This is a genomic window from Sabulicella flocculans (genome assembly GCF_045449635.1).
GTDB lineage: Bacteria > Pseudomonadota > Alphaproteobacteria > Acetobacterales > Acetobacteraceae > Roseococcus.
Genome location: NZ_JBJJBR010000002.1, coordinates 92,388 through 105,656, shown reverse-complemented (window position 1 = coordinate 105,656; position 13,269 = coordinate 92,388). Strand labels below are relative to the sequence as shown.

Annotated in this window: 14 protein-coding genes and 2 tRNA genes; 7 read left to right on the top strand and 9 right to left on the bottom strand. The window is 74.3% G+C overall.

What is annotated here, in order from left to right; translation table 11 throughout:
• Positions 1 to 15: 15 nt before the first annotated feature.
• The 4 genes from ACI6QG_RS03325 (at position 16) to ACI6QG_RS03310 (ending at position 3,151) form a co-directional block, all read left to right on the top strand.
• Entirely contained in the window at positions 16 to 1,077 is a 1,062-nt protein-coding gene (locus tag ACI6QG_RS03325; protein ID WP_407023141.1) for a TRAP transporter substrate-binding protein, read from the top strand.
• Entirely contained in the window at positions 1,074 to 1,673 is a 600-nt protein-coding gene (locus ACI6QG_RS03320; protein WP_407023140.1) for a TRAP transporter small permease subunit, read from the top strand. Before ACI6QG_RS03325 ends, ACI6QG_RS03320 begins: the two co-directional genes overlap by 4 nt.
• Positions 1,670 to 3,037 carry a TRAP transporter large permease gene (locus ACI6QG_RS03315; protein ID WP_407023139.1) on the top strand — a complete coding sequence of 456 codons (1,368 nt, stop codon included), beginning with the start codon at positions 1,670 to 1,672 and terminating at the stop codon, positions 3,035 to 3,037. The genes ACI6QG_RS03320 and ACI6QG_RS03315 overlap by 4 nt, the downstream gene beginning before the upstream one ends.
• A gap of 38 nt (positions 3,038 to 3,075) precedes the next feature.
• A tRNA-Glu gene (locus ACI6QG_RS03310) sits at positions 3,076 to 3,151 on the top strand.
• A gap of 16 nt (positions 3,152 to 3,167) precedes the next feature.
• Here the strand turns inward: ACI6QG_RS03310 and ACI6QG_RS03305 are convergent.
• From ACI6QG_RS03305 to ACI6QG_RS03265, 9 genes are all read right to left on the bottom strand, one after another.
• Positions 3,168 to 4,331, bottom strand: coding sequence for an acyl-CoA dehydrogenase family protein (locus ACI6QG_RS03305; protein ID WP_407023138.1), 1,164 nt, complete (start codon positions 4,329 to 4,331; stop codon positions 3,168 to 3,170).
• Positions 4,332 to 4,385: 54 nt separating this feature from the next.
• Positions 4,386 to 4,721, bottom strand: a complete 336-nt coding sequence (mnhG, locus tag ACI6QG_RS03300) for a monovalent cation/H(+) antiporter subunit G (protein WP_407023137.1) — start codon at positions 4,719 to 4,721, stop codon at positions 4,386 to 4,388.
• Entirely contained in the window at positions 4,718 to 4,999 is a 282-nt protein-coding gene (locus tag ACI6QG_RS03295) for a K+/H+ antiporter subunit F (protein WP_407023136.1), read from the bottom strand. The genes mnhG and ACI6QG_RS03295 overlap by 4 nt, the downstream gene beginning before the upstream one ends.
• Positions 4,996 to 5,484 carry a Na+/H+ antiporter subunit E gene (locus ACI6QG_RS03290; RefSeq protein ID WP_407023135.1) on the bottom strand — a complete coding sequence of 163 codons (489 nt, stop codon included), beginning with the start codon at positions 5,482 to 5,484 and terminating at the stop codon, positions 4,996 to 4,998. Before ACI6QG_RS03290 ends, ACI6QG_RS03295 begins: the two co-directional genes overlap by 4 nt.
• Positions 5,481 to 7,073 carry a monovalent cation/H+ antiporter subunit D gene (locus ACI6QG_RS03285; protein ID WP_407023134.1) on the bottom strand — a complete coding sequence of 531 codons (1,593 nt, stop codon included), beginning with the start codon at positions 7,071 to 7,073 and terminating at the stop codon, positions 5,481 to 5,483. Before ACI6QG_RS03285 ends, ACI6QG_RS03290 begins: the two co-directional genes overlap by 4 nt.
• On the bottom strand, positions 7,070 to 7,414 hold the full coding sequence (locus ACI6QG_RS03280) for a Na+/H+ antiporter subunit C (RefSeq protein WP_407023133.1): 345 nt from the start codon (positions 7,412 to 7,414) through the stop codon (positions 7,070 to 7,072). The genes ACI6QG_RS03285 and ACI6QG_RS03280 overlap by 4 nt, the downstream gene beginning before the upstream one ends.
• Positions 7,405 to 10,293 carry a monovalent cation/H+ antiporter subunit A gene (locus ACI6QG_RS03275; protein ID WP_407023132.1) on the bottom strand — a complete coding sequence of 963 codons (2,889 nt, stop codon included), beginning with the start codon at positions 10,291 to 10,293 and terminating at the stop codon, positions 7,405 to 7,407. The genes ACI6QG_RS03280 and ACI6QG_RS03275 overlap by 10 nt, the downstream gene beginning before the upstream one ends.
• A 4-nt stretch (positions 10,294 to 10,297) precedes the next feature.
• The gene (locus ACI6QG_RS03270; RefSeq protein WP_407023131.1) at positions 10,298 to 10,789 is read right to left on the bottom strand and encodes a PTS sugar transporter subunit IIA; all 492 of its coding nucleotides are present in this window, start codon (positions 10,787 to 10,789) and stop codon (positions 10,298 to 10,300) included.
• Positions 10,790 to 10,853: 64 nt separating this feature from the next.
• Positions 10,854 to 10,928: transfer RNA gene (locus ACI6QG_RS03265), tRNA-Val, on the bottom strand.
• A 72-nt stretch (positions 10,929 to 11,000) separates the two neighbouring features.
• On the opposite strand from ACI6QG_RS03265, the gene ACI6QG_RS03260 reads away from it, so the two are divergent.
• Genes ACI6QG_RS03260 through nfi form a run of 3 tightly spaced genes read left to right on the top strand, consistent with a single transcriptional unit; the run spans position 11,001 to position 13,268 of the window.
• On the top strand, positions 11,001 to 11,750 hold the full coding sequence (locus ACI6QG_RS03260) for a DUF3108 domain-containing protein (RefSeq protein ID WP_407023130.1): 750 nt from the start codon (positions 11,001 to 11,003) through the stop codon (positions 11,748 to 11,750).
• A gap of 11 nt (positions 11,751 to 11,761) precedes the next feature.
• Entirely contained in the window at positions 11,762 to 12,613 is an 852-nt protein-coding gene (locus ACI6QG_RS03255; RefSeq protein ID WP_407023129.1) for a metal ABC transporter solute-binding protein, Zn/Mn family, read from the top strand.
• A complete protein-coding gene (nfi, locus tag ACI6QG_RS03250) occupies positions 12,600 to 13,268 on the top strand; it encodes a deoxyribonuclease V (protein WP_407023128.1) in 669 nt (222 codons plus the stop codon). Before ACI6QG_RS03255 ends, nfi begins: the two co-directional genes overlap by 14 nt.
• Position 13,269: the final 1 nt, after the last annotated feature.

Here is a 13,269-nt window from a genome sequence, read left to right as displayed (position 1 = left end):
AGAGGAGAGACGACGATGCGAATGCCCGCCCTGCTCGCCGCCGCGCTGCTGGCCCTGCCAGCCGCCGCGCAGACCGTGCCCTCCCTGCCCGCCGGCCCGCCGGTGACGCTGCAGATCGTCACCCAGCCCGGCCCGGCTTTCCCGCAATACACCCGGGTGGACCAGCCCATCCTGCGCGACGCGATGCGCGAGCGCTCCAACGGCCGCGTCACCACCACCCTGGCCAGCTGGCCCGAGCGCAACCTGAACGGGCCGGAGATCATCCGCCTCGTGCGCTCCGGCCAGGTGGACATCGGCGCGGCGCCGCTGAACACGCTGGCCGGCGACGTGCCGCTGCTGGACGTGTTCGACCTCGCCGGGCTGAACCCGACGCTGGAGCAGGCGCGCCGCGTCGCCGCCGCCGTGCTGCCCGAGGCGAACCGCGAGCTGGAGCGCTTCGGCGTGCGCATCATCGCCGCCTACCCCTTCCCGGCGCAGGTCTTCTTCTGCCGCGAGCCGGTGGCGTCCCTGGCGGAGCTGCGCGGCAAGCGGGTGCGCACCGGCGGCGGCTCGATCAACGACTTCGTGAGCGCCATCGGCGCGCAGCCGGTCGGCATCGGCTTCCCCGAGGTCTATGCGGCGCTGGAGCGCGGCGTGGTGGACTGCGCCATCACCGGCACTGCCAGCGGCAACAGCGCGCGCTGGTACGAGGTGACGCGCGGCCTCTACGCGCTGCCGGTGGCGTGGTCCACCTCGGGCTACCTGGTGAACCTCGCGTGGTGGAACCGGCTGGACCCCGCGGTGCGCGGCTTCATCGAGGCGCATCTCCGCGAGGTGGAGGAAGCCCAGTGGCGCCTTGGCGCCGAGACGACGGAGGACGGCATCGCCTGCAACGCCGGCCAGCGCGCCGAGTGCCGCATCGGCCGGCTGGTGGAGGGGCGGACCATGACCGTCGCCCGCCCGGGCGACGCCGACATCGCCGCCGTGCGCGCCACGCTGTCGGCCAACGTGCTGCCCGGCTGGGTGCGGCGCTGCGGCGAGCGCTGCGGGCAGCTCTATGACCGCCTCGTCGCGCCCGTCTCGGGCGTGGCGCGGTGATCGGCGCGGTCAGCCTGGCGCGGCGCAGCCTGGCCGGGCTGGCCGCCCTGATGGGGCACCTGGCGGGGTGGGGATTCATCGCCTGCGCCGGCCTCATCACCTTCGACGTGGTGGCGCGCAACACGGTGGGCTTCTCCTCGCAGAGCACCACGGAGCTGTCGGGCTACGCGCTGGCCTTCGGCATCGCCTGGGGGCTGGCGCATGCGCTGGCCCGGCGGGCGCATGTGCGGATTGACCTGCTGGTGATGAAGCTGCCGGCGCCCGTGCGGCCCTGGCTGCACCTGCTGGCCATGGCCTTCCTGCTGGGCTTCGCCGCCACGCTGACCTGGGCGGCCTGGATGCTGGTGGATGAGAGCCTGCTGTTCGGCGCCCGCGACATGAGCCTGCTGGGCACGCCGCTGTGGCTGCCGCAGGGGCTGTGGCTGGCCGGCATCGCGGTGATGGCGGCGCTGGCCCTGCTGCTGCTGCTGGAGGGGCTGCTGCTGACCCTGGCCGGCCGCGGCGCCGATGCCGAGGCGCTGCTGGTGGCGCGCACCGACATGGACGAGGCCAAGGAGACGCTGGAGATCCTGGCCGAGGTGGAGCGGCGCGCATGATTGCCATCGGGTTCATCGGCACGCTGGTGGCGCTGCTGGTCGGCATGTCGCTGTTCGGCGCCGGGCCGGGCTCGGGCATGATCGGCGAACTGCTGATGCTGGCGGGCCTGTTCGCGCTGTTCTTCGGCATGGGCATCCATGTCGGCGCGGCGCTCGGCGTGCTGGGGCTGCTGGTGGGGCTGGCCTATTCCGACCGGCCCTTCTGGCTGTTCCTGGGGCAGACGGTGTGGTCGCCCTCCTCCTCCTTCGTGCTGGTGGCCGTGCCATTGTTCCTGCTGATGGGCGAGGTGCTGCTGCGGGCGGGGCTGAGCGAGAAGCTGTATCGCGCGCTGAACCTGTGGCTGGACCGGCTGCCGGGCGGGCTGCTGCACACCAACATCGCGGCCTCGGGCGTGTTCAGCGCCATCAGCGGCAGCAGCGTGGCGACGGCGGCGACGATGGGCAGCGTGGCCCTGCCCTTCTTCCAGGGCCGCGGCTACGACCCGCGCATGGTGCTGGGCTCGCTGGCGGCAGGCGGGGCGCTGGGCAACCTGATTCCGCCGGGCATCACCTTCATCATCTACGGGCTGATCACCGAGACGTCCGTGGGCGCGCTGTACCTTGCCGCGGTCGGGCCTTCGCTCCTGGTGGTGCTGCTGTTCACCGCCGTCATCCTGGTGCGCGCCAAGGCGGCGCCGCGCGCGGCGGAGCCGGTGCCGCTGCGCGACAAGCTGCGGGCGCTGAAGGACCTCGGCCCCACGGCGGCGCTGATCCTGCTGGTGCTGGGCACCATCTATGGCGGGCTGGCGACGCCCACCGAATCCGCCGCGCTGGGCGTGGTCGGTGCCATCGCCTTCGCGGCGCTGGACGGGCGGCTGTCCCTGCGGATGCTGAACCAGTGCGCCGAGGCGACGGCGCGCAACACCGCGCTGCTGGGGCTGATCCTGTTCGGCGCCTACGTGCTGAACTACGTCTTCACCGCGCTGGGCGTGCCGCAGGCGCTGGCGGCGCTGGTGAGCGGCCTGCCGCTGCCGCCCTGGGGCATCATGCTGCTCATCATCGGCTTCTACCTGGCGCTGGGCACCTTCATGGAGGGGTTCTCCATGATCATCACCACCATCCCCGTGGTGTTCCCGGTGGTGATGGCGCTGGGCTACGACCCGGTGTGGTTCGGCGTGGTGGTGGTGATGCTGGTGGAGATCGCGCTGATCTCGCCCCCCGACGGGACCGTGCTGTACGTGCTGCAAGGGATGCGGCGGGATGGCGGGCCGATCACCGACGTCTTCGCCGGGGTGCTGCCCTTCATGGCGGTGTACATCCTCGCCATCATCCTGCTGATGCTGGCGCCGGGGGTGGCGCTGTGGCTGCCCGCCGTCGCCGGTTGACCGCGCGGCCCAAGCCCGGTAATCGCCCGCACGGCCCGGTCCCGTTCGTCTAGAGGCCTAGGACACCAGCCTTTCACGTTGGCAGCACGGGTTCGAATCCCGTACGGGACGCCACCGCCGCACCCCCGCCTCAGCCATGCCGCCGCAGGGCGCGGCGGGCGATGGCCATGCGGTGCACCTCGGTCGGGCCTTCGTACACCCGCATCAGCCGCACCTGCTGGGCCATCAGCTGCAGCGGCAGCTCGCGCGTCATGCCCATGGCGCCGTGGGCCTGCATGGCATGGTCCAGCACCTCCGTCGCCAGCTCGGTGGTGAAGACCTTGATCATGCTGGCCTCGTCGCGCAGGTCGCCGCCGGCGTCCAGCGTGGCCGCGCCGGCCTGCACCATCAGCCGGGCGGCGTGGATCTTGGTCGCCGCATCGGCGATCCACCACTGCACCGCCTGGCGGTCGGCCAGCAGCGCGCCGAAGGTGCGGCGCTGCTTGGCGTGGGCGCACATCATCGCCAGGGCGCGCCCGGCCATGCCGATGCAGCGCGCGCCCATCTCCAGCCGGCGCACGTTCAGCCGCAGCTGCATGGGCGCGTAGCCCTGCCCCTCGGCGCCCAGCAGGTTGGCCGCGGGCACCCGGCAATCCTCGAACACCAGCTCATAGACGCGGCGGCCGCCGATCAGCTTGATCTGCCGCTCGATGATGAAGCCCGGCGTCCCCCGGTCCACCAGGAAGGCGCTGACGCCCTCGGGCCCCTTGCCCGGGCTGGTGCGCGCCATCAGGATGATGAAGTCCGAGGACGGCACGCGCGAGACCCAGATCTTGCGCCCGTTGATCACCCAGTCCTCGCCGTCGCGCACCGCCTTGGTCAGCATCCCCGCCGGGTCGCCGCCCGCGCCGGGCTCGCTGATGGCGATGCACGACGTCGTCTCGCCGCGGGCATAGGGCAGCAAGTAGCGCTCCCTCTGCCCGGCGTTGGCGGCGTGCAGCAGCATGTGCAGGTTGGGGCTGTCCGGCGGCACGGTGAAGGGCGTCACCGTGCCGCCCAGCGCCTCATGCACCATCACCAGGGAGGTCGCGGGCAGCGCGGCGCCGCCCAGCTCCTCCGGCACGTCCAGGCCCCACAGGCCCAGCTCCCGGCAGCGGGCGTGCAGGGGCGCCAGCTCCTCCTCCGTCAGGGCATAGGCGCCGCCGGCGGCCTCGCGCTCCAGCACGGCGGGCTCCAGCGGCATCAGCTCGCGCTGCACGAAGCGGTCCACCAGGTCGCGCAGCAGGCGCTGGTCCTCGGTCATGGGGTGCGTCATCGTTCGGTCCTCGGATGGCGCAATGTCGCACGCGCGCCGCGCAGGTCGAGTCCCTCAGGGCGGGGGGTCGGCGGGGGGCTGCGGCGGGTGCCCGTCGCGCGCGCGGGCCGCGCGGGTCAGCAGCATCAGCGTCACCGGGGTGGTGACCACCACGAAGGCGGCGATCAGCACCTCGTGCACCACCAGCCTGGACTGGGTGACGGTGAAGAAGAGCATGGAGGCCAGCAGCACGCAGCCGATGCCCAGCGTGGTCGCCAGCGTCGGCGCGTGCACGCGCTCGTTGAAGCTGCGCAGCCGCACCAGCCCCAGCGAGCCCACGAAGGACAGCGCCGCGCCGGCCAGCAGCAGCAGCGCCACGGGCAGCGCGGCCCAGAGCGGCAGGGCGCTCACTCGATCACCTCGCCGCGCATCAGGAAGCGCGCCAGGGCGGCGGTGGCGGCGAAGCCCAGCAGCGCCACCAGCAGCGCCGCCTCGAAATACAGCGTGCTGCCGCTGCGGATGCCGAACACCAGCAGCAGCGTCGCGCCGTTGACGTAGAGGGTGTCCAGCGCCAGCACGCGGTCCTGCGCGCGGGGGCCGCGGAACAGCCGCCAGGCGGCCAGCGCCATCGCGCCGGCCAGCAGCGCCTGCGCGCCGGCCAGCGCAGCGCCGAGGATGGCGGCGCTCATTCGAAGATCTCCATCAGCGGCCGCTCCCAGCGCTCCTTGACGATGCGCACCCACTCGTCCTCGCCGATCATGTCCAGCACGTGCAGCAGCATGGTGCCCTCCGCCTCGTCCCAGTCCACCCAGACGGTGCCGGGCGTGGCGGTGAGGATGCAGGCCAGCGCGGCCAGCCCGGCATGGCTGCGCATGGCCAGCGGCACCCGCACGAATCCGGCCCGCCGCCCGGGCCCGCCCAGCCCCAGGATGATGCGCGCCACCGCGTTGTTGGAGCGCACGACCTCCACCACCACCGCCGCCAGCAGGCGCGGGACTGGGCGCAGCCGCCGCAGCCCGCCGCGCTGCAGGTCCAGGGTGCGCAGGGTGGCGGCGGCCGGCAGCGCCACCAGCACCCCGGTCACCAGCGCGCCGGGCGAGGCGCTCTGCCACAGCAGCAGCCACAGCCCCAGCAGCGCCAGGGCCAGCAGCGGGAAGGGAAGCCAGCGGCTCACGGCCGCGGCCCCGCGGCGGCAGCGACGCCGGCCAGGTAGCGACCGGGGGCGTGCAGCGCGGCGGCCGTCGCCTCCAGGTAGGCCATGGCGGGGCCGGCCAGCGGCACCAGCGCCCCGGCCAGCAGCAGCAGCAGGGCCACCGGCGCCGCCTCGGCCAGGCGCACCCGCGGCGGGGCGGCGGCCGGGGCGGCCCAGAACACCTCCACGCCGACGCGCAGCATGGCCACCAGCGACGCCAGCCCGGACAGCAGCAGCGCCGCCAGCACCGCCCAGGCCAGGCGCGTCGGCTCCTCCGCCGAGAGCATGGCGTGCAGCACGGCGAACTTGCCCAGGAAGCCGGGCATGGGCGGCAGCCCGGCCAGCAGCAGCGCGCAGGCCAGGAAGGCGGCGCCCAGCAGCGCCACGGCCCGCGGCAGCGCGATGCCGACCTCGTCCGGCCCTTCCTCCGGGTCCTCGTCCTCGTCGCCGGTGCCGTAGGCGGCGCGCGTCACCGCCAGCACGTCGGCGCCGGGGCCGCGGCCGCGCTCCACCAGTTCCGTCAGCAGGAACAGCGCCCCCAGGCCCAGCGCGGAGGCGACGAGGTAGAACAGGGCGCCGGCCGTCACCGCCGGCTGGCCCAGCCCGATGGCCGCCAGCAGCGTGCCGGAGGAGACGATGACGCTGGCGCCGGCCAGCCGCGCCAGGTCCTGCGTGGCCAGCACCGCCACGGCGCCGAAGCCCAGCGTCAGCAGCCCGCCCAGCGCGATGGCCAGCCCGCCGAAGCCGGCCGAGGCGCCGGCGTCGCCGCCGAACACCAGCAGCCACACCCGCAGCACGGCGTAGACGCCGACCTTGCTCAGCAGCGACAGGATGGCGCCCGACGGCGGCGCGGCGGCGGCGTAGGTGCCGGCCAGCCAGAAGCCCAGCGGCCACATCGCCGCCTTGATGAGGAAGGCCACGCCCATCACCGCCAGCCCGGCCTCCAGCAGCCCGCGGTCCTCGACGACCACCTCGGGCATGCGCGCGGCGAGGTCGGCCATGTTGAGCGTGCCGGCGATGCCGTACACCACGCTGACCCCCACCAGGAACAGCAGGGAGGCGACGAGGTTCACCACCACGTAATGCAGCCCCGCCCGCACCCGCGCCGTGCCCGAGCCGTGCAGCGCCAAGCCGTAGGATGCGGCCAGCATCACCTCGAAGAACACGAACAGGTTGAACAGGTCGCCGGTCAGGAAGGCGCCGCACAGGCCCATCAGCTGGAACTGGAACAGCGGGTGGAAATTCGCACCCCGCCGGTCCCAGCCGCCCATGGCGAAGACCAGCGCCGCCAGCCCCAGCACGGCGGCCAGCAGCACCATCAGCGCAGAGAGGCGGTCGAGCACCAGCACGATGCCGAAATCCGCCGGCCAGTCGCCCAGGCGGTACACCACCACCTGCGGCGCCTGCGCCATGGCCACCAGCGCCACGCCGCCGCCCACCAGCGCGAGGGCGGAGGCGAGCGCCAGCACGCGCTGCGCCGGGCGCCGCCCGTCGCCCAGCAGGATCATCAGCGCGCCCGCCAGCATGGGCAGCGCCACCGGCAGGATGACCAGGTGCTGCGTCCAGTTCACCGCTCGCGCTCCCGCCCGTCCACGTGGTCGGTGCCGGTCAGGCCGCGGGCGGCCAGCAGCACCACCAGCAGCAGCGCCGTGGTGGCGAAGCCGATGACGATGGCCGTCAGCACCAGGGCCTGGGGCAGCGGGTCGGCGTATTGCGCCAGGCTGCCGGCCTCGCCGCGCGCCAGCACGGCGGCGGCGCCGGAGCGCAGCCCGCCGGTGGAGAAGATGAACAGGTTGACGGCGTAGCCCAGCAGCATCAGCCCGATGGCCACCTGGAAGGTGCGCGGCCGCAGCAGCAGCCAGACCCCGGAGCCTGTGAGCACGCCGATGGCCAGCGCCACGATCAGCTCCATCGCCCGGCCTCCTCCCGCGCGCGGCGGGCGCGCAGGCCCTGGTGCGCCAGCGACACCAGCATCAGCAGCGTGGCGCCCACCACCAGCATGAACACGCCCACGTCGAACACCAGGGCGCTGGCGGTCGGGAACTCGCCCACCACCGGCCATTCGGCATAGGCGAAGTAGGTGGTGAGGAAGGGCCGGCCGAAGGGCAGCGCCGCCAGCCCGGTGCCGGCCGCCACCAGCAGCCCGGCGCCGACCCACAGCCGCGGGCGCAGCAGGCGCATCCGCGCCTCGGTCCATTCGGCGCCGCCCATCATGTACTGCACGATCACCGCGATGGCGACGACCATGCCGGCGGAGAAGCCGCCGCCCGGCAGGTCGTGCCCGCGCAGCAGCAGGAAGGCGGCCACCACCAGCATCACCGGGAACAACAGCCGCGCGAGGAAGGAGGGCACCACCATCCAGCCCGCGCCGGGCGCCGGCATGGGCGGGGCGCCGCGCTGCGGCTCGGGCCGCTCCAGGCTGTCGGGGGCGGGGCGGAAGCGGCGCAGCAGGGCGTAGGTGGTCAGCGCCACGGCGGCCACCACGAACACCTCTCCCAGCGTGTCGAAGCCGCGGAAGTCCACCAGGATGACGTTGACCACGTTGGTGCCGCCGCCCTCCTTGTAGGCGCGCTCCAGGAAGTGCCGCGCCAGCAGCTCGGGTGGGGTGCGCGTCATCACGGCGTAGGACAGCGCGGCCAGCCCGGCGCCGGCCAGCACGGCCAGCGCCACGTCGCGCGCGCGGCGGGCGCGGGTGATCACCTCCGGGCTCTCGTCGCCCGGCGCGCCTTCCACCCGCTTGGGCAGCCAGCGCAGGCCCAGCAGCAGCAGCACGGTGGTCACGATCTCCACCGTCAGCTGCGTCAGCGCCAGGTCGGGCGCCGAGAGCCAGGCGAAGGTCACCACCACCACCAGCCCGGTGCCGCCCACCAGCACCAGCGCCGCCAGGCGGTGGAACTTGGCCATGGAGGCCGCGGCCAGGGCGCAGGCCCCGCCCACCCCCCACAGCAGGGCCAGCGTCGGGTCCACCGGGGAGGGCGGCAGGTTGCCCGGCCCCATGCCGCGCCACCACACGGCGGCCCCGCCGGCCAGCACCGGCGCCAGCACCATCAGGCGCAGCTGCGGCTGCAGGCGGCGGGTGGCCAGCCAGCCCTCGGCGAAGCGCGCCGCCCGCCAGGAGACGAACACCACCGCGCGGTCGAACAGGCGCCGGCCGTCGAGGTGGCGCAGCAGCGGCGGGCCCTCCGGCCCCTCGCGGAAGCGGCGCTGCAGCGCGACGTAGAGCACGGCGCCGCCGGCCAGCGCGGCGACGCTCATCAGCAGCGGCAGGTTCAGCCCGTGCCAGACCGCGAGGCTGTAGTAGGGCACGTTGTCCCCCAGCACCGCGCGCACCGCGTGGTCCAGGAAGGGGCCGACGGTGGCGGCCGGCAGCACGCCCACGCCGATGCAGACCAGCACCAGGATCTCCACCGGGAAGCGCATCCAGGTCGCGGGCTCGTGCGGGGTGCGCGGCAGGTCCTGCGCCACCGGCCCGGAGAAGGCGCCGTGCACCAGCCGCAGCGAATAGGCGACGGAGAAGGCGCTGGCCACCATCGCCGCCAGCGGCAGCACGTTCGCCAGCCCCAGCGGCGTGTCGGCCGACAGCGCCTCGGCGAAGAACATCTCCTTGGAGATGAAGCCGTTGAGCAGCGGCACGCCGGCCATGGCAGCCGAGGCCACCAGCACCAGCCGCGCGGTGAAGGGCATGGTGCGGTTCAGCCCGGACAGGCGGCGGATGTCGCGCGTGCCGGCCTCGTGGTCGATGATGCCCGCGGCCATGAACAGCGAGCACTTGAAGGCCGCGTGGTTCAGCACGTGGAACACCGCCGCCACCAGCGCCAGCGGGCTGTTCAGCCCCAGCAGCAGGGTGATCAGCCCCAGGTGGCTGATGGTGGAATAAGCCAGCAGCCCCTTGAGGTCGTTCTGGAAGATGGCGGCGTAGGCCCCCAGCAGCAGCGTCAGCAGCCCCGCCGTGCCGACCAGGACGAACCACGCCTCGGTGCCCGACAGCACCGGCCACAGCCGGATCAGCAGGAACACCCCCGCCTTCACCAGCGTCGCCGAGTGCAGGTAGGCCGAGACAGGGGTCGGCGCCGCCATGGCCTGCGGCAGCCAGAAATGGAAAGGCACCTGCGCGCTCTTGGTGAAGGCGCCCAGCAGCACCAGCACCAGGGCGGGCAGGTAGAGCGGGTGCGCCTTCACCTGATCGCCCGCCGCCAGCACCGCCTCCAGCTCGAAGGAGCCGACGATGTGGCCCAGCAGCAGCACCCCGCCCAGCAGCGCCAGCCCGCCGGCGCCGGTGACGGTCAGCGCCGTGCGCGCGCCCTCGCGCGCCGCGCCGGACTGGTGCCAGTAGCCGACCAGCAGGAAGGAGAACAGGCTCGTCATCTCCCAGAAGAAGACGAGCTGGACGAGGTTGCCCGACAGCACCACCCCCAGCATGGCCCCCATGAAGGCCAGCAGGAAGGCGAAGAACCGCGGCACCGGGTCCTCGGCCGACATGTAGTAGCGGGCGTAGAGCACCACCAGCGCGCCGATGCCGGCCACCAGCCCGGCGAACAGCCAGGCCAGCCCGTCCATCCTGAGGGTGAAGGACAGGCCCAGCGAGGGCAGCCAGGGCAGCGCCACCACCGGCACCGCCCCGGCCGAGACCTGTGGATAGGTGGCCCACACCAGGCCCAGCGACACCAGGGCCACGCCGCCCGCCAGGATGCCGGCGGCGTTGCGCGCGCGCACCGGCAGCAGCGCGGCCGCCAGCGCCCCGAGGAAGGGCAGGCCCACCAGGGCCAGCAGCAGGATCTCGTCGCGGTTCATCCGCTCAGGGGCCGGCGGCGCGGGAATCGGCGAGGGCGGCGGCGGCCTCCTCCAGCGTGGTGGCGGTGCGCAGGCGGCGCAGGGTGCGCCCGTCGCGCAGCCCAGCGCAGATGCCCGACAGGGCGGGCAGGAAGCCGTCCCCCGACCCCTCAGGCCACAGCATCAGGATCAGCAGGTCCACCGGCTCCTCGTCGCGCGCGCCCCAGTCGAGCGGGCGCTGCAACCGCGCGAACAGGCCGAGCGGGGCGAAGTCGCCGGGCATGCGGGCGTGCGGCAGGCCGACGCCGCGGCCGATGGCGGTGGCGCCCAGCGCCTCGCGGGCCAGCAGGGCGCGCAGCACCTCGTCCTCGGCCAGGCCGCGCCGGGCGGCGGCGGCGGCGGCCAGCGCGGCGATGGCGTCGCGCTTGCGAGCGGCATCCAGCCCGAGCAGGATCTCGCCCTGCCCGATCAACGCGTCGTCCAGGGTGCCCTCCTCCGGATGCATGACCTGTGTCATCACATAGGGAGCACGTGGACGCCATGCAATGTTGTCGGGGCTGATCGGTGAGACCGGCGAAAAATGGTGGGCGCGACAGGGATTGAACCTGTGACCCCTGCCGTGTGAAGGCAGTGCTCTCCCGCTGAGCTACGCGCCCGTGCCATCGGGTGGGCGGTGTTTGGCCGCGCCGGGCGCTTGTGTCAAGCGGGGCGCGGGCCATCTCGGGGGGGTGAAGGCAACGCGCATCCTCCTTGCCGCCGCCCTGGCCGGCGCCACCCCGGCCATGGCCGCTCCCTGGCGGGCGGAATACGCCGTCACCGTTTCCGGCATCACGGTGCTGGAGGCGCAGGTGCTGTTTGACATCGACGGCGCCGGCTACCGGGTGGAAACCCGCACGCGCTCCCGCGGGGTGGCGACGTTGGTGTCGCGCGGCCACCAGCGCACCCTGGCCGAGGGGAGCTGGCGCGGCGGCACCGCCCTGCCCCGCCGCTACGAGACGGAGGGGCAGTGGCGCGGCGCCGTCCGCAACGCCGTGCTGGACTACGCGAACGGCGCGCCCCGCATCCGCCGCCTGGAGCCGCCGGAGGACATGCCCCGCACCCCGGTGCCCGAGGACGCGCTGCCCGGCACCCTCGATTCGCTGTCCATCCTGGCGATGCTGGCCCGGCAGGTCGGCGCCACCGCCCGCTGCGACGGCCGCGCCCGCATGTTCGACGGCCGCCGCCTCACCGACTTCTCCGCCCGCACGCTGGAGCAGACCCCGCAGGGCCTGCATTGCGAGGTGGAGGCCCGCGCCATCGCCGGCATCCCGACCGACCGCGACCCGGCGCAGGCCCGCGCCCCGCAGGTGCTCCAGGCCTGGTTCGTGCAGCCGGTGCCGGGTGGCCCGGCGGTGCCGCGCGCCGTGGAGTTCCCCTCGCGCTGGTGGGGGCGCATCGAGGCCAACCTGCTGAGGCTGGAACCCGCCACCCCCCGCTGATACAAAGTAACATGCTCGCCCGCCGCGCCCTGCCCCTGCTGGCCCTGCCCGCCGCCGCGCAGGGCCGGCCGGTCGCCGTCGCCTCCTTCACCATCCTGGGCGACCTCGCCCGCCAGGTCGCGGGCGAGGGTTGGGAGGTGCGCGTGCTGGCGGGGCCGGAGGCGGACCCGCACGCCTTCCAGCCCCGCCCCTCCGACGCCGCCCTGCTGCGCGGGGCGCAGCTGGCCATCCGCAACGGCGCCGGCTTCGACGCGTGGTTCGACCGCCTGCTGCGCGGCGCCGGCTTCCGCGGGCGGCTGGTCACCGCCACGGAAGGGCTGCCGCTGCTGCGCGCCGCGCCCGGCGGCCATTCCCACGGCGCGGTGGACCCGCATGGCTGGCAGGATGCGCGGCTGGCCATGGGCTACGCCCGCACCATCGCGGCGGCGATGGCGGCGGACCCGGCGCCGCTGCTGGCGCGCATGGCGGCGGTGGACCGCGACATCCGCGCCGCCCTCGACCCCATCCCCGCCGCGCGCCGCGTGGTGGTCACCGCCCACGACGCCTTCGCCCATTACGGCGCCGCCTATGGCGTGCGCTTCCTGGCGCCCGCCGGCCTGTCCAGCCAGTCCGAGCCCTCGGCGCAGCAGGTGGCGGCGCTGATTCGCCAGATTCGCGCCGAGCGTATCCGCGCGGTGTTCCTGGACAACGTCTCCAACCCCGCCACCCTGCGCCGGCTGGCGGAGGAGGCCGGCGTCGCCATCCGCGGCCGGCTCCACGCCGACACCCTCTCGCCCCCCGGCGGCCCGGCCCCGACATGGGAGGCGATGATGCGCCACAACACCGCGCTGCTGGCCGATGCCATGGCCGATGGCGCGGGCTGACCTCGCCGCGCTGCGCGCCGAGCAGCGCGACCTCGCCGCCCGCGCGGTGACGCGGGACGCGCTGGGCGAGGTGCGGCGCATCGGCGGCGTGGACATCTCCGCCTCCCGCTTCGAGCGCGAGGTGCACGCCGCCATCGTGGTGCTCGACTGGCCTTCTCTGGAGGAGGTGTGCCGCGCCGGCGCCACGCAGGAGGCCCCGCTGCCCTACCTCACCGGCCTGCTGGGCTTCCGCGAGGTGCCGGCCGCCGCCGCGGCCTGGGCGGCGCTGGAGCGGAAGCCCGACCTGCTGCTGGTGGACGGCCAGGGGCTGGAGCACCCGCGTCGCTGCGGCGTCGCCACCCACCTGGGCGTGACGCTGGACGTGCCGTCCATCGGCGTCGCCAAGTCGCGCCTGTGCGGCACATGGCCCGAGTTGCCGGAGGAGGCGGGCGCCGCCGTGCCCATCACCGACCGCGGCGAGGTGGTGGGCACGCTGCTGCGCTCCCGCCTGCGGGCGCGGCCCATCCATGTTTCCGTCGGGCACCGCGTCTCGCTCGCCACCGCGCTGGGCTGGGTGCGGGCGACGCTGCGCGGCCGCCGCCTGCCCGAACCGACGCGCCGCGCGCATGACGCCGCCGCGCTGGTGCGGCGGGACTTCCTGGCGCGCAGGGGCTAGA

What these genes read in the sequence shown, in the direction of transcription:
- ACI6QG_RS03325 (WP_407023141.1), top strand. Translation starts at nt 16, where the DNA reads ATGCGAATGCCCGCCCTGCTCGCCGCCGCGCTGCTGGCCCTGCCAGCC.
- ACI6QG_RS03315 (WP_407023139.1), top strand. Translation starts at nt 1,670, where the DNA reads ATGATTGCCATCGGGTTCATCGGCACGCTGGTGGCGCTGCTGGTCGGC.
- ACI6QG_RS03305 (WP_407023138.1), bottom strand. Translation starts at nt 4,331, where the DNA reads ATGACGCACCCCATGACCGAGGACCAGCGCCTGCTGCGCGACCTGGTG.
- ACI6QG_RS03295 (WP_407023136.1), bottom strand. Translation starts at nt 4,999, where the DNA reads ATGAGCGCCGCCATCCTCGGCGCTGCGCTGGCCGGCGCGCAGGCGCTG.
- ACI6QG_RS03280 (WP_407023133.1), bottom strand. Translation starts at nt 7,414, where the DNA reads ATGGAGCTGATCGTGGCGCTGGCCATCGGCGTGCTCACAGGCTCCGGG.
- ACI6QG_RS03275 (WP_407023132.1), bottom strand. Translation starts at nt 10,293, where the DNA reads ATGAACCGCGACGAGATCCTGCTGCTGGCCCTGGTGGGCCTGCCCTTC.
- ACI6QG_RS03270 (WP_407023131.1), bottom strand. Translation starts at nt 10,789, where the DNA reads ATGACACAGGTCATGCATCCGGAGGAGGGCACCCTGGACGACGCGTTG.
- ACI6QG_RS03255 (WP_407023129.1), top strand. Translation starts at nt 11,762, where the DNA reads ATGCTCGCCCGCCGCGCCCTGCCCCTGCTGGCCCTGCCCGCCGCCGCG.
- nfi (WP_407023128.1), top strand. Translation starts at nt 12,600, where the DNA reads ATGGCGCGGGCTGACCTCGCCGCGCTGCGCGCCGAGCAGCGCGACCTC.